Annotated in this window: 12 protein-coding genes and 1 pseudogene; 7 read left to right on the top strand and 6 right to left on the bottom strand. The window is 60.3% G+C overall.

Features of this window, described 5'->3' with window-relative positions:
• Positions 1–5: 5 nt before the first annotated feature.
• Positions 6–671 carry a GNAT family N-acetyltransferase gene (locus tag AC1DUP_RS17750; protein ID WP_113309928.1) on the bottom strand — a complete coding sequence of 222 codons (666 nt, stop codon included), beginning with the start codon at positions 669–671 and terminating at the stop codon, positions 6–8.
• Between the two features lie 106 nt (positions 672–777).
• Here AC1DUP_RS17750 and pdxR point away from each other — a divergent pair, with 106 nt between their 5' ends.
• Complete coding sequence (gene pdxR / locus AC1DUP_RS17745; protein ID WP_477833461.1) at positions 778–2,184, top strand: MocR-like pyridoxine biosynthesis transcription factor PdxR; 1,407 nt, start codon at positions 778–780, stop codon at positions 2,182–2,184.
• Between the two features lie 51 nt (positions 2,185–2,235).
• On the opposite strand, the gene AC1DUP_RS17740 is transcribed toward pdxR, so the two are convergent.
• Positions 2,236–3,741: a DegQ family serine endoprotease gene (locus AC1DUP_RS17740; protein WP_113297148.1), complete on the bottom strand. Its 1,506-nt coding sequence runs from the start codon at positions 3,739–3,741 to the stop codon at positions 2,236–2,238.
• Positions 3,742–4,262: 521 nt separating this feature from the next.
• Here AC1DUP_RS17740 and AC1DUP_RS17735 point away from each other — a divergent pair.
• Positions 4,263–5,315, top strand: a complete 1,053-nt coding sequence (locus AC1DUP_RS17735) for a LacI family DNA-binding transcriptional regulator (protein ID WP_477833458.1) — start codon at positions 4,263–4,265, stop codon at positions 5,313–5,315.
• A 36-nt stretch (positions 5,316–5,351) separates the two neighbouring features.
• On the opposite strand, the gene cysN is transcribed toward AC1DUP_RS17735, so the two are convergent.
• The 3 genes from cysN to AC1DUP_RS17720 are packed head-to-tail and all read right to left on the bottom strand — an operon-like array spanning position 5,352 to position 8,552.
• On the bottom strand, positions 5,352–6,836 hold the full coding sequence (gene cysN, locus AC1DUP_RS17730) for a sulfate adenylyltransferase subunit CysN (RefSeq protein WP_113297147.1): 1,485 nt from the start codon (positions 6,834–6,836) through the stop codon (positions 5,352–5,354).
• Position 6,837: 1 nt separating this feature from the next.
• Positions 6,838–7,791: a sulfate adenylyltransferase subunit CysD gene (gene cysD, locus AC1DUP_RS17725; RefSeq protein WP_477833456.1), complete on the bottom strand. Its 954-nt coding sequence runs from the start codon at positions 7,789–7,791 to the stop codon at positions 6,838–6,840.
• Between the two features lie 17 nt (positions 7,792–7,808).
• The gene (locus tag AC1DUP_RS17720; protein WP_113297145.1) at positions 7,809–8,552 is read right to left on the bottom strand and encodes a phosphoadenylyl-sulfate reductase; all 744 of its coding nucleotides are present in this window, start codon (positions 8,550–8,552) and stop codon (positions 7,809–7,811) included.
• 420 nt (positions 8,553–8,972) lie between these two features.
• On the opposite strand from AC1DUP_RS17720, the gene AC1DUP_RS17715 reads away from it, so the two are divergent.
• The 5 genes and pseudogenes from AC1DUP_RS17715 (at position 8,973) to AC1DUP_RS17695 (ending at position 13,599) form a co-directional block, all read left to right on the top strand.
• Positions 8,973–9,419 carry an RrF2 family transcriptional regulator gene (locus AC1DUP_RS17715; RefSeq protein WP_113297144.1) on the top strand — a complete coding sequence of 149 codons (447 nt, stop codon included), beginning with the start codon at positions 8,973–8,975 and terminating at the stop codon, positions 9,417–9,419.
• Positions 9,420–9,512: 93 nt separating this feature from the next.
• A complete protein-coding gene (locus tag AC1DUP_RS17710; protein ID WP_113309906.1) occupies positions 9,513–9,899 on the top strand; it encodes a DUF6152 family protein in 387 nt (128 codons plus the stop codon).
• Positions 9,900–9,908: 9 nt separating this feature from the next.
• Positions 9,909–10,379, top strand: a complete 471-nt coding sequence (locus AC1DUP_RS17705; protein WP_113309907.1) for a DUF6644 family protein — start codon at positions 9,909–9,911, stop codon at positions 10,377–10,379.
• A 535-nt stretch (positions 10,380–10,914) separates the two neighbouring features.
• Positions 10,915–13,149: a methyl-accepting chemotaxis protein gene (locus AC1DUP_RS17700; RefSeq protein ID WP_477833453.1), complete on the top strand. Its 2,235-nt coding sequence runs from the start codon at positions 10,915–10,917 to the stop codon at positions 13,147–13,149.
• Between the two features lie 187 nt (positions 13,150–13,336).
• Positions 13,337–13,599 (top strand): annotated as a pseudogene (locus AC1DUP_RS17695) (YlcI/YnfO family protein).
• On the opposite strand, the gene betA reads toward AC1DUP_RS17695, so the two are convergent.
• Entirely contained in the window at positions 13,600–15,252 is a 1,653-nt protein-coding gene (gene betA / locus AC1DUP_RS17690) for a choline dehydrogenase (protein ID WP_477833451.1), read from the bottom strand.
• Positions 15,253–15,304 lie beyond the last annotated feature (52 nt).

The following is a 15,304-nucleotide window of genomic DNA, read 5'->3' as shown; positions in this document are numbered from 1 at the left end:
CCGCGTTAGAAGCTGAGCTTGCTTTTTTGCTGGCCGTCGGCATCGAAGTTTTCGGGCACCAGCCACGCCTCGTAGCCGGCCTTCAGTTTCGGCCAGTCGCCATCGGTCATCGCAAACCAGGCGGTATCGCGGTTGCGGCCCTTCTGCACCATGTGCTGACGGAAGATGCCTTCGAAGGCGAAGCCGAAGCGTTGTGCCGCGCGCTTGGACGGTTCGTTGAGATTGTTGCACTTCCATTCGAAGCGCCGGTAGCCGAGCGTGTCGAAGACATAAGCGGCGCAGAGATAGAGCGCTTCTGTCGCAACCCGCTTGCGGGCGATCTCTGGTCCCCAGAGAATATTGCCGATCTCGATGACACCGTTGGCTGCATCGATGCGCATCAGTCCCTGCCGGCCCTCGGCGCGTCCCGTCGCCTTGTCGATGACGGCAAAGAACAGCGGATCTTCGCTTGCGACGGACCTTTCCAGCCAGGGCGTGAAGGCTGCCATATCGGCAGGTGCTGCTTCGAAGAGATAGCGGAAGCGATCCTCCGCGCCCGGCTGCTGCGCCGAGCGGAGCAGATCGGCGCCGTGTTTTGTGGCGTCCAGCGGTTCCAGGCGGGTGTAGCGGCCTTCAATCGGGGCGCGGGCGGGGCGGGCAACACCCTTCCAGTCGGCAAGATCTTTTGTCATATCCGTCATTCCATTGAACTTATGCATTGAACTCCGACTGCTCTTGCCTTGCAAATGGACTGGAGTAAAAGTCCAGTTCTGAACTTTCTGGCAGACCAGTTGACGCATGACATCGGCACCCATATGGCTGAGCCTCGATCGAAACGGCGGTGACCTGAGCGGGCAGATCTATCGAAGCCTGCGCGACCGTATCCTGCTCGGCCAGCTTCCGGCTGGCTATAAGCTGCTATCGACCCGTGCCCTTGCGGCTTCGCTCGGTGTTGCACGCTCCACGGCGGTAGAAGCCTATGACCGCCTGAGATCCGAAGGTTATATCGAAGCCTCTACTGGTGCTGCGACACGGGTTGCCGCCCTCGAACGGATGCGGCCGGAACGGCAGAACGACGACCGCGCGCCTTTCGAGGAAGCCAAATCCGACCAGCCTTCCTATCGTGGCCTGTTCCGGCCCGGTGCGCCCGACGTATCGGATTTCCCGCATGCCGCCTGGAGTCGTCATCTCGCTGCGCGCAGCCGCTCGCTGCGCGCTCATCATCTCAGCTATGAGCATGCGACCGGCATCCGCGAACTGCGGGAAGCGATACTTGGACATATTTCGGCAACGCGCGGCGTGGCGGCTGAGCCCGAGCAGGTCTTGATCGTGCCTTCGACTCGCGCGGCGATCGACATGCTGGCGAGAGCGATGCTGAGAAGAAGCGGCCGTAGGAGCGTTTGGATGGAAGATCCCGGTTATCCCGCGGCCCGCGCGCTGCTCGCCGATGCCGGCGCTGAGATAATCCCGGTTTCCTGCGACGAGCAAGGCATAGACGTATCGAAGGCGGAAGGCTCGCAGCCGGCGCTGATCTATGTGACGCCATCCCATCAATATCCGACCGGCGCCACCCTCAGCCTGCCGCGCCGGCTGGCGCTGCTGGAGGYGGCGCGCCGTCACGAGAGCCTTATCGTCGAGGATGATTACGACAGCGATTTTCAATATGGCTCGCGGCCGATTGCCGCCTTGCAGGGCATCGACAGGGCGGAGGTCGTGGCCTATGTCGGAACCTTCTCGAAGGTGCTGGCACCCGGCCTGCGTGTCGCCTATGCCGTCGTGCCGCGCTGGCTGGTATCAGAGGCTTCGGAGGCGCTGCATCGCAGGGGCGTTGCCGTCTCCACCCATATCCAGGCGGCACTTGCCGATTTCATCAACGAGGGCCGTCTGCGCGCCTATTTGAGGCGCATGAACCAGCAATATGCCGAGCGCATGGCCCGGACGATCGGAATGCTGGAGAGCCATTTTGGCGGAAGACTTGTCATTTCGGGCGGCAATGGCGGACTGCAGCTTGCGGCCTGGTTTCGCGATGAGGTGGTGGATGACCGGGCGGTCGTCGCGAAGGTGAATGCATCAGGATATGGTCTGATGCCGATGTCGGGTTTCTTTATCGGCAAATCTGCCCCCGGCATTCTCTTCGGTATCTCGCAAGCGGAAGCGGCTGCCGTTCAAAGACTGGCAGCCGATCTGAAGTTGATGCTTGGGTAGAAACAACTGCGCCCGGACCTGGTCCGGGCGCAGCGCTCACGTGGGTGCCCTTCAAGCGGCGGCGAAGGGCACGGCCACGAAGGTCTTGTTACCGCCGCGTTCGATCAGGAGCAGCACCGACTTGCGACCGGACTTGCCGGCATCGGCGACGGCGGTCTTGACGTCGCGGGCGTCATGTACCGGCTTGTCGTTGACCGAGACGATCACGTCGCCGGGCTGGATGCCGGCAGCAGCGGCCGACTTGTCCGGGTTGACGTTGGCAACGACTGCGCCGGCAACGCTGTGAGGCAGATTGAGCTGCTGGCGAACATCAGGCGTCAGGTCGGCAAGGCCGATGCCGAGGCTCGGCTGGCCAGCGGCCTGGCCCTGGTCGTCGCTGCTTTCGGCAGCAGCCTGCTTCTGCGTGTCTTCATTGCCGCCGACGGTGACGTTGAGATCGACCGTCTTGCCGTCACGCCAGACGGTCAAGGTTTCCTTCGCACCTGGCGACAGGTCGGCAACGAGGCGCGACAGGTCCTTTGGCGTCTTGACGCTTTCGCTGCCGACGGCCGTCACGATGTCGCCGGTCTTCACGCCGGCATGTGCGGCAGGCGCTTCGTTGGAAACAGTAGCAACCAGCGCGCCTTCAGCCTTGGAGAGGCCGACGGCATCGGCGACATCCTGGGTGACCGGCTGGATCTGTACGCCGAGATAGCCGTGATCGATCGAACCGTCCTTCTGCAGCTTGGCAACGATCGCCTTTGCTTCAGATGAAGGAATGGCGAAGCCGACGCCGACGCTGCCGCCGTTCGGGGAGTAGATAGCAGTATTGATGCCGACGACATTGCCGTCACGATCGACCAGCGGGCCGCCGGAATTGCCGTGGTTGATCGGCGCGTCGATCTGGATGAAGTCGTCATAGGGGCCGCTATGCAAGTCGCGGCCGCGGGCCGAGACGATGCCGGCCGTCACCGTCGTGCCAATGCCAAACGGATTGCCAATGGCAAGGATCTGGTCGCCGAGCTTCAGCTTGTCGGAATCGCCCCAGGCGATGGTCGCAAGCGGATGTGGAGCCTGAACCTTCAGAACGGCGAGGTCGGACTTGGCGTCGGCGCCAAGCAGCTTGGCCGGCAGTTCGGTGCCGTCGTCGAGTGTGACCTTGATGTCGATGGCGTTGTCGATGACGTGGTTGTTGGTGACGATCACGCCGTCGGGGCTGATGACGAAACCGGAGCCGAGCGCCATGGCATGCTGCGATTGCTGCTGCTGCTGTGGAGCCTGGTGCGGCAGGGGAATACCCTGCTGTTCGAAGAACTGGCGGAACTGCTCGTCCATCGGTGAACTGTCGGTGCTGGCGTTAGTTGCCTTCATCGTGGTGGTAATGGTCACCACGGCTGGCTTGTCGGCATCGACGATGGAAGCAAACGAGCCGTTGGAGGCAAGAATGCCGCCGGTCTCAGCCGGCGCGGCAAGAGCTGCCGAGGAAGAGGAGATGGCGAAGGGCAGGGAGGCCGCGCCGAGAACGATGGCCGCTCCGACAAGTGCTGCGGCCCGATGCTTGCGAAGAATGTTTGACATGCTGGATTCCCTTGCGAGAGCGTTGGCATTGAATGGCGTCTTGGTTCCATGCCATGGACCTTGGCGTCAGTGAGTATTGCTGCCAGCTTTTACCGTTTATTACTTATATTTCGTCTGGATGATACGACGAATACTACATTCGGGAAGAACTGGCGCTTGATACCTATATGACCCGTTCTCTGGGATTTACAAATTAAACATTGATCATGTTTGTATTACAGGATCGTAAGACATTACTGTAATTTAATCTTGACCGACCAAGTATCGCCGCAATTCTCCCGGCTCCCGCAGTTGCCCGCGCCGCGTGGTACCAGAATAGTAAAATATATCCCACTTTCGTGTGATCCGCCGGCCTGCCGCTGCGTAATGACCTGAACCATTCACGACGTTTGTTCATGTTTTTTCGTGCTTCGGTTGAGCTGGAACATTGAAATGTTAGTAGACTCTAAATTAATTTTTCTTCAGAAAGAGAAAACCGCGAATTGGCACGGAGCGAGGCTCGCAGCGGCATGCGGGAAGCGATGAGGGATTCAGTGAAGCCGGGGCGGGAAAAGAAGCGCGGTTCCCATGTGAAGTTGAGTGATGTTGCAAAGAGGGTAGGGGTCAGCCCGATCACTATCTCGCGCGCGCTTCGCAACCCTGAAATCGTCTCGGAAGAGCTGCGCGAGGTCATCCTGCGCACCGTCGACCAGATGGGCTACATCCCCAATCTTGCTGCCCGCGCGCTTGCCGGCCGCCACAGCGGTATCGTCGGTGTCATCACTCCGTCGCTTCATCATCCCTGCTTCACCGGTGTGATGATGGGCATCGAGGAGCGGTTGCGGGCTACGGATCTGCGGGTGCAATATGCCAATACGCTCAACGACGTCGATCAGGAGATCAGCCAGTTCAAATCCTTCCTGGCGCAGAAGCCGGCCGGGATCATCCTCGTCAACGCGGAACATTACGACGGCCTTGCGATGCTGATGGACGCGGCTGCCTTTCCGGTCGCCCATGTTGCCGATCTCAGCCAGCCGCCGGAAACGCTGCTAGTCGGCATGTCGCATCATGTTGCGACGGCCGCCGCCACCCGTTTCCTTCTGTCGAAAGGATACAAGCGGATTGGTTTCATTGGCGGGCTCAGCGATATCCGCTCGCGCCGCAGTCGTGCGGGATATGACGAGGCCATGCGCCAGGCCGGTCTCGACAATCCGTCGCTGACCCACGGCGAAGACGGTTCCACCAGCATCGGTCTCGGACGGCGCCTGTTCAGCGAGCTGCTGGAGAGGGTGCCGGATCTCGATGCCATCCTCACGCAGAACGACGATCTGGCCCTGGGGGCCCTGATCGAATGCAACGAACGCGGCATCAACGTGCCAGAGGATTTTGGCATCTGCGGCTTCAACGATCTGGAATTTGCGCAGTTCACCTCGCCGTCTCTGACGACGGTGCATGTTCCGCGTTACGACCTTGGCCGCCGCGTCGCCGACATGCTGCTGCGCGCCATTCGCGAAGAGCGGCCGGAAGAGCAAAGGGTCGATCTCGGTTTTTCGATCATCGAGCGCGGCTCGACGCGGCCGGAACCGAAGCAGTGAAACGGAAATGAAAAAGGGGCCAATCGGCCCCTTTCTTTAGATATCGCTTGCCGCGCTCGACCAGAGCTCGGCCGCTTCCGACGCCGTCATGCGGCGCACTTCCGCTTCGTGACGACGGTTGGCGAAAAGCTCGCTCGCCATGATCTGCTCGGCGAGATCGGCCGGAAGCGAGAGGATGACGCGGGCATCACTACCATACAGGCCACTGACATCGGTGCGTTTGCCGGTCACCATGCCGCCGGCGATGGTGTTGTTGGTCTCCGGGTCGATCAGGATGAAAGAGCCGGTGGCACGGTTCTGCTCATAGGGATCGAAGATCGCCGCTTCGTCGAAAACGAGCCGCACTTTGCCGATTGCATTCATGTAGAGCCGCTGGGCGGAATTCCAGGCGCCGGTCTTCAGCTCGAGCTGGCTGACGGGTTCGACCTGAACGCGCTGGCGGCGCGAACCGCTCTTCAGCCAGTAGCGCTTGCCGGCCTCGATACCCTCAGGCTGCAGGGCGACGACCTGCGCATCGAAGGTCAGGCCTGTTTGCGGTTGGCTGTCAATCGAAACGATCATGTCGCCGCGCGCCACGTCCACCTGACGGTCGAGCACGAGCGTGATCGCGTCACCGGCGACAGCCGCATTGCGCACCAGGTCGAAGGTGACGATCTTGGTGACATTGGCGACCATGCCCGAGGGCAGGATCATGACGCTGTCGCCCGGCTTCACAGAGCCGCCGGCAACCGTGCCCTGATAGCCGCGGAAGCTTTCGCCGGGGCGGGAGACGCGCTGCACGGAAAAGCGGAAGCCTGTCGTCTGGCCGGAGCGGACGGTTGCATGCTCCAGCGTCTCGACCAGCGTCGGACCATTATACCAGGGCATCGCGGCCTGGCCGGAATAGACGACGTTTTCGCCCTTCAGCGCCGACATCGGAATTGCGGTGATCTGCTTGACGCCGAGTGACAGGGCAAATTCCTTAAACTCGTGAGTGATCTTGTCGAAGCCGGCACGGTCGTAATTCGTCAGGTCGATCTTGTTGACGGCAAGCACGAACTGCTTGATGCCGAGCAGCGAGGCGATCGTCGCGTGACGGCGCGTCTGTTCGAGAATGCCGGCGCGGGCATCGACCAGCAATATGGCGAGATCGGCAGTGGATGCCCCGGTCGCCATGTTGCGGGTGTACTGCTCGTGACCGGGCGTGTCGGCGACGATGAAGGAGCGCTTGTCGGTCGAGAAATAGCGATAGGCGACATCGATGGTGATGCCCTGTTCGCGCTCGGCCTGCAGGCCATCGAGCAGCAGTGCGAAATCGGGCAGGCCGAGATCGTTCTGCTTGCCGGTGGAATCGCGACGAAGCGTTGCCGCCTGATCTTCCTTCACTGCCTTGGTATCCCAGAGCAGGCGCCCGATCAGGGTGGACTTGCCGTCATCGACACTGCCGCAGGTGATGAGGCGCAAAGGGCGCGAGTCGCGCAGGGCCTTGAGCGGCTCGGCAGCGGGCACGGCGACGACGTTTGCGGGAACTGCTGCAGTCATCTCAGAAATATCCTTCACGCTTCTTCTTTTCCATGGAACCGGACTGGTCACGGTCGATGGCGCGGCCCTGACGCTCGGAAACCGTGGCGATTTCCAGCTCCGCGATGATCTCTTCAAGGCTGGTGGCGGTCGATCGGATCGCACCCGTCAGCGGGAAACAGCCGAGCGTGCGGAAGCGGATGGAATCTTCCTGCTTCGTTTCGCCGGGCAGCAATTCGAGCCGCGGATCGGAAGCTGAGATCATCATCCCGTCACGCTCGACATAGGGGCGCTTGGCCGCGAAATAGAGCGGCACGATCGGGATGTCCTCAGCCTGGATGTAGCGCCAGATATCGACCTCGGTCCAATTGGACAGCGGAAAGACACGTACGCTTTCGCCCTTGCGGATCTGGCCATTATAGACGTTCCAGAGTTCCGGGCGCTGGTTACGCGGATCCCAGCGATGGTCGGGCGTGCGGAAGGAGTAGATGCGCTCCTTGGCGCGGGAGGCTTCCTCGTCACGCCGTGCGCCGCCGAAGGCCGCGTCGTACTGTCCGGCATCCAGCGCATTGCGCAGCGCTTCCGTCTTCATGATGTCGGTATAGCGCGCAGAGCCATAGGTGAACGGCGTGATGTTTTCAGCCGCACCACGCGGATTGATGTGCTCGATCAGGTCGAGATCGTACTTTTTGATGATCTCGTCGCGGAAGGTGATCATCTCCGCAAACTTCCAGCCCGTGTTGACGTGCAGCAGCGGGAAGGGCACGCGGCCGGGATAGAAGGCCTTGCGGGCAAGATGCAGCAGCACGGAGGAATCCTTGCCGATCGAATAGAGCATCACCGGACGCTCGAATTCGGCTGCAACTTCGCGGAAGATATGGATCGCTTCGTTTTCCAGCGCCTTCAGATGCGGGTCGAGCGGCGGCTTGGCGCTCTGCGGATTGGTCAGTTCCGTATCCTGACGGTTATCGGACATTTCGTACTCCAGACTCTTTATTGCTGCGCGACGGACGAAGCCGCCTCTTCGGCGACATGCAGACCGCATTCGCGCTTCTCATCCTGTTCCCACCACCAGCGGCCGGCGCGCTCCGGCTCGCCGGGCTTGATGGCACGGGTGCAGGGTTCGCAGCCGATCGAGGGATAACCGCGCGCATGCATCGGGTTTACCGGCACGCTGTTGTCGGCGACGAAGGCATTGATCTTGTCGATGTCCCAGTCGGCGAGCGGGTTGACCTTCAGGAGGTGACGCTCGGCGTCATATTCGGCAAAGGGCGTCTCGGCGCGGTTGGCCGACTGTCCGCGGCGCAGGCCGGTGATCCAGATCGTTGCGCCTGCCAGCGCCCGCGCAAGCGGCTTCAGCTTGCGCACGCCACAACAGGCATGCCTAGCTTCGACACTCTCGTAGAAACCGTTCATGCCGTATTTTGCTGCGTAGGCGTCGATATCCGCCTGCTCCGGTTCGTACTTGACGATATGGATGTCGTACTGGCTTTCGGTCTCGTCGATCAGCTTGAGCGTTTCGGCGAAAAGCCGGCCCGTTTGCAGCGTCACGACATCGATCGGCAGGCGATGCGTACCGATCTCGGCAGTGATGACCTGGTCCTCGATGCCGAGGGAAGTGGTGAAGACCACCCGCCCGCCAAGGCCGGCCACGAACGAAAGCCGACCTGCGAGGTCGAGGCCCGCGAGCTTGTCAGCCAAACCCTCGGCTTCTTCGATCGGATTGATAACAGTCATGGGGGATCCTGTCCTTGATGTTGGCCGGAGTATCGCAGCTGATCAATGGAACGGATAGAAAAAGGGATTTCGAAAGGACTGCTTGGCGGAGCAAATATCTCTCCCATCCTGCCGCAATGCAGAAAAGCAGCCGCCGGCGCCAAAAAGGCACCCCGGACTTAATGTCTATAGAAATAGTAGTGTTACACGACGCCTGTCAATCGGAAATCTGAATTGATGGCGGGAAAGATGAAAATTGCCTTCTTTTGACATAGATTACCAGCTGTTGGCCGAGGGTGAAAAACAGAGCCAAAATACTTGTCTCTCAAGGCTTTTTCCGGCGCGTTCAAATTCCGTTCATGCTGGCTGTGCAATAGAGGCGAATAGCTTTCGTGCGATGCCGGGATTCGGCACCGCTTTGTGTGTGTTCGACGGTCCGAGATGATTACGCAAAAAGCGAAATACGCGCTGCGGGCGCTGACGGTTCTGGCGGAAGCCGAGGCCGACGAACCCGTGATGATTTCCGATATTGCCGTGCAGCAGAAGATCCCGAAGAAGTTTCTGGAGCAGATTCTGCTCGATCTCAAACATCACGGCGTCGTCGTCAGCCGCCGCGGCAAGCAGGGTGGCTACCTGTTGCTGAAACCGGCCCACAGCATCACCTTCGGCGAGATCCTGCGGATCATCGATGGCCCGATCGCGCCGCTACCCTGTCTGTCGATCACCGCCTACCGCAAGTGCGATGATTGCGACGGTGAGCAGACCTGCCAAATTCGTCACGTCTTCGCCAAGGTAGCGGATGCCACCCGCAAAGTGCTGTTCTCCACGACCATCGCCGATGCCGTCGGCACCAAGCATGGGGCGGAAGTTACCCGGCTGCTTGCCTGATCCCCTCTCACCGGCCTTCAAGATTCGGTGAGTGACCTTTCCATCTGCCGTCCATGCTCCACCTGCCTGCCCATTCGGGTAGGGAGAAACATCATGTTTGCACTTTCAGGCAAGCGAGCGCTGGCGGCTGCCATGCTCTCGGCCGCATTCGCAACGGGTGCCGCGGCGCATCACGGCTGGTCATGGGCGGAAGCCGACCAGATCGAGCTTCGCGGTATCATCCAGCAGATATCCATGGGCGGGCCGCATCCGACGCTCGATGTCGCAACCGTTGATGACGGTGTGTGGCGCGTCGAGCTCGGCAATCCGCGCCAGACGGAGCGCTCAGGCTTCGTGGAGGGCGTCGCAAAGCCCGGCGATCAGGTCATAGCACTCGGAAACCGGTCGCAGGACCGCAATGAGAAGCGGCTGAAGGCCGTGCGCATCACCATTGGTGAAAAGCGCTACGACATTTATCCGGAACGCATCCAGATGAACTGACGCCTCGTCATGGAGCTTCTCGAATGGCTGGCTGCCACCACGCTCGCGGTCGAGCTCAGGCGCTCCGCGACGCTCTACATGTTCGTCAACGCCGCCCATATCCTGGCGATCGGCCTTCTGGTCGGCGCCATCCTGCCGCTTGATCTCAGGCTTGCAGGTTTGTTCGGCAAGGTGCCGGTGGAGGTCGTCGCGCCATTCCTGTCCCGTTCGGCCGGCATCGGTCTCGTCCTGGCTTTGCTCACCGGCTTTTGCCTCTTCAGTGTCCGCCCGACCGAATATGCCGTAAATCCTGCCTTCCTCGCCAAGCTTGGGCTGATCGCTTTCGGCATCTTCAATGCGCTCCTGGTTCATGCTGGGACGGGCTGGCGAGCGGCGATGACGATCGGCATCGTCCGTCCCGCCATGCGGTTCTCCGCGGCTCTTTCGGCGATGATATGGATCGCTGCCGTCGTTGCCGGCAGGTGGATCGGTTTTCTCTGACGTGGCCGTCCGCATGATGTCGCTCAGCTACGCCGTCGGCCGGCAGCCCCTGCCGGAACGGCGCCGACGAGCATCCGCCGTTTCTTGTGACCAGGCAGATCGACAAATGGCCTCAACCATTCCGTCAGGCAGCATCCCAATCCATGGCCCGTCCTCCTTAAAGGACATGCCTTCCCGCCTGATGTTTGATCACCCTCGATCCGCCAAAGTAGCGCTAGTCTCAGTTAGGCACGCATGACTGAGTCGCCAAACAGTGCAAGACGCGGGACTCGGTGTCCATTCGCACACTGACGATCGTCGGTCTAAAGTTGCGTCGGTCCCTGCGCATGGCAGCTGGCGAAAAACTGAGAGCTGCGAGCCAGTCATATTGTAACCTGCAAGCGTTTAATTCAATTTTTATCGTTTCCGCGCAAGCTCATAATGTCTTTGAACGCAACGGGTTGCGGGTAGGCAATTCGGTTGCTGCAGGAAGCATTTGTTGAGCTTCGACGAAGCATAATTTAGGCCGTGATTGCTGTCTTTGGGGGTAATTAAAGTGAAAATTTCGATCAAGCACACTTTGGTTCTAGCCTTTGTGGGATTAAGTCTTGCAGTCATTGGCCTTGTCGGCAGCATGCTGCAGCAGGAAGTTCGCGTCTATCAGAATTCCACACGGCTTTCGGAGCTCGCTCAGCTCGACGCGAGGCTGTTCGATGCACTGCTCGGATTGCGCGGCGAGCGCGGCGCTATTTCGTCGGCCATCAAAATCGAGCCCTCTGAAACGCAATCCAGCCTGGTCAACCTCGAAGCGGGGCGAAAGAGTGTCGATCCCGCGTTTGCAGCGATCAAAGACTTGAATGACGACAGCGATTCGACCGCGCTGCGGACCTCGCTTTCCCCTGTCCTTCAGGGGTACAGTCAATGGATGTCCTTCCGTCAGCAGATCGACGCGGCTCTGAAAATGCCGGTCGCTAATCGTGACCCCGCCTTGGCCGCACAGGTTCTGCCATTGGCGGATAAGATGCTGGGCGACCTCGAAAAGGCCGCCAACGACGTCGAGGCTGCCATCAATACGCGCGAGCCCGGAATGATGATGTTCACGCAGCTTCGCTCGCTTGCATGGTCGGCCCGCACCAATGCCGGATCGGCAAACTCGACATTTGTGGGTGCAATTATCGCCAAAGAAGCTTTGCCCGCAGGCAAGCTTGCGGAAATCGCTCTCCTGGATGCGAAGGTCAATTTTGCATGGAGTGTCATCACGCAGATAGTCCGCAGCCCGGCAACGCCTGCGCGGCTCGTGAAATTGTACGACACCGCGCAGACGACCTACTTTGCCGGACCCTTTGCGGATCAGCGGGTAGCAGCGATCAAATCTTTCCAGGCCGGTCAGCCGATGAACATCGCTGTCGACGAATGGCGCAAACCTGCAGGCCCCGCGCAGGCTTCGCTCGCTGACATCGCAGCAGCGGCGCTGACGGAGATGACGAACGCAACGTCTGAAAATGTTTCCGCCGCAACGCAGTCGATCATTATTTATAGTGTCGCCACACTCCTTACATTTGCTCTGTCGATCGCCGGAATCACGATGGTAGTTTTCCGTGTCGCCAATCCGATCAGCATACTGACGGCGGTCATGCGCAAGCTGGCAAGCGGGGACCTTTCGGTTGTCGTCTCCGGCGCCAACAGAACGGACGAGATCGGCGAGATGGCTCGCGCGGTCGAAGTGTTCAAGCAGGCTGCGCTTCACAACAAGAACCTGGAAGCAGAAGCGGAGCGTTCGCGCCAGGCGTCCGAGATCGAGCGTATCGCCATCCAGCAAAAGGTGGAACGCGAGGCGGAAGAGCGTTTGACGCAGGCGACATCGGGACTTGCCGACGGTCTCAAGCGTCTCGCCTCCGGCGATATGTTGTGCGAGATCGACGAGGTCTTCAGCGAACAATTCGAGACGCTTCGCCACGACTTCAACGATTCCGTGCGCCAGTTGCGTACTACGCTTGAAAGTGTGAGCCATACTGCGCGCAGCGTTCGCAGCGGCAGCGGCGAAATTTCGACCGCCTCGGACCAGCTTTCCAAGCGCACCGAACAGCAGGCTGCGTCGTTGGAAGAAACGGCCGCCGCGCTGGAGCAAGTCACGACCAACGTCAAGCAGACATCGGAACGCGCCAGCGAAGCACGCGAGATGGTCCGTCATGCGAGCGCTCGTGCGGAAACCTCCAGGGAAGTGGTATCGAACGCTGTCGATGCCATGCAGAAGATCGAAACCGCATCCAGCCAGATCAGCAACATCATCGGTGTCATTGATGAGATCGCGTTCCAGACCAACCTTCTTGCGCTGAACGCCGGTGTCGAGGCAGCCCGGGCGGGCGAAGCCGGTAAGGGCTTTGCGGTTGTGGCTCAGGAGGTTCGCGAGCTTGCCCAGCGTTCGGCCCAGGCGGCCAAGGAAATCAAGACGCTGATCGGCAACTCCGAGGCTGCGGTCAATCAGGGTGTTACTCTGGTCAACAATACCGGCGACGGTTTGAAGGAAATCGCGCAACTGGTTGTGGCGATAAACCAGCATATGGAAGCGATCGCAGTTGCCGCCAAGGAACAGGCATCCGGTCTTTCCGAAATCAATACATCCGTGAACCATATGGATCAGGTCACGCAGCAGAACGCCGCGATGGTCGAAGAGATGAACGCCGCGGGAGCAGGCCTCGCGGAAGAAAGCGGTCGTCTTTCCGAACTGCTGGCCCAGTTCCAGATGCGAACGCAGAGAGAGCAAGGCCGAAATGTATCTCGCGCAGCCTGATGATTTCAGGTCGAATCGACCTGAAATCTGAACCCGTCTCTCAATCAAAAAGATAAGAGCGGGATGCCGAAAACCGCGCGCACTTTCTGGCATCCCGCTCTAGTTTTTTATGCCCTTCGGCAGAGGGGCGTCGAACATGGCACGGCGATCCGCCATGTTGCATCGCAGTTGCAACGCATGGGGCGCCATGAAAACCGCATCGCTTCCGTCTCCCGCGCGGATCCTGAATTGCGCGCCGCTGCCGAAAGCGTTCTGAAAGACGGCGCGGGTTTGTCGTCTCTGATCGACGATTCAGTGCGCCGTCAGATCGATTATGGAAAGATCCAGGCCGAATTCATTGCAAGAGGGCTGCCCGGCTTGGCGGAGGCGGAACGAACCGGTATCCATCACACGACAGCGACCGTCATCGTGCTCGCCGTCCGTCACCACCGCGAAGAAGACTACCACTGATCACCGGTCGCTTACCGCCGCGCGCGGATTGATCCACGGTTCCTGATTGGAGCGCGCCAGCCGCTGTCTGCCGAGAATATGGTCCGCGGCCTTCTCGCCGGTCATGATCGACGGTCCGTTGAGATTGCCATAGGTGACATGCGGGAAGATCGAGCTGTCTGCGACCCGCAAGCCTTCGACGCCGATCACCCTTGTATCGGGATCGACAACCGCCATCGGGTCGTCCTTCGCACCCATGCGGCAGGTGCCGCAGGGGTGATAGGCGCTTTCCAGATGCTCGCGCAGGAAGGCGTCGATTTCGTCGTCCGTCTGGACCTTCTCCCCCGGCTGGATTTCCGGGCCGCGATAATGATCGAAAGCCTTCTGGCTGAAGATCTCGCGGGTGAGGCGCACGCAGTGGCGGAATTTTTCCCAGTCTTCGGCATGGCTCATATAGTTGAAGCGCAGCACCGGATCGGCCTTCGGATCGGCAGAGCGGAGCGTTACGCTGCCCCGCGATTTCGAGAGATTATAGCCGACATGCACCTGAAAACCGTGCGTATTGGCCGCCGCCTTGCCGTCATAGCTGATGGCGACCGGCAGGAAGTGGTACTGGATATCAGGCTGCGTCAGACCCGGCGCAGAACGCAGGAAGGCGCAGGCTTCGAACTGGTTGGAAGCACCGAGCCCGCCCTTGGAAAGCAGCCATTGCGCGCCGGCGACACCCTGCCAAAACCATGGCAGCCAGGAATAGAGCGACACCGGCTTGGTCGAAATCTGCTGGAAATAGAATTCCATATGGTCCTGCAGATTGGCGCCGACGCCCGGCCGGTCGACCTTTACTTCGATGCCCATGTCCTGCAGATGCCCGCCGGGGCCGATGCCGGAGAGCATCAAAAGCTTCGGAGAGTTGAAGGAGGAGGCCGAGACGATCACCTCGCGATTAGCCTTGATGATCTCGGTTGCGCCGCCACGTTCGATTTCCACGCCCGTCGCGCGGCCGTTCTCGATGATGATCCTGCGCGCAAACCCCTTAACGAGCTCAACGTTCGGCCGCTTCAGCGCCGGCTTTAGATAGGCGCTTGCCGCCGACCAGCGCCGGCCGCGATGGATGGTCTGTTCCATCAGCCCGAAGCCTTCCTGCTTCGAGCCGTTATAGTCCTCGGTCGTCTCGAAGCCCGCTTGTTTTCCGGCATCGATGAAGGCGTGAAACAGCGGATTCTTCAGAACGCCGCGCTGCACATGCAGCGGCCCGTCCGTGCCGCGCCAACCTTCCTCGCCGCCGTGCGAATGCTCCATGCGCTTGAAATAGGGCAGCACATCCGCATAGGCCCAGCCGTTGGCGCCGAGCTCTTCCCACCGGTTGTAGTCTTCTGCATGGCCGCGCACATAGACCATGCCGTTGATGGAGGAGGAGCCGCCGATCACCTTGCCGCGCGGGGCTGTAATGCGCCGGTTGTTGAGGTTCGGCTCGGGCTCGGAAAGATAACCCCAGTTATAGCGCTTCATGCTCATCGGCCAGGCAAGGGCCGCCGGCATCTGGATGAACGGCCCGAAATCCGAGCCACCCGCCTCGATGACGATGACCGTGTTTTTGCCGTCTTCCGAAAGCCGGTAGGCCAGCGCCGAACCTGCCGAGCCGGAGCCGACGATGACGAAATCTGCCTGTTGCATGCTGTTCCCTTTGGATTGTCGTGTGCAACGGATGGATTTCCCCTCCCCAACC

Source organism: Rhizobium sp. 01L419 (genome assembly GCF_056400025.1).
Note: the sequence above shows the minus strand (reverse complement) of the source record. Positions and strands in the feature narration are given on the sequence as shown.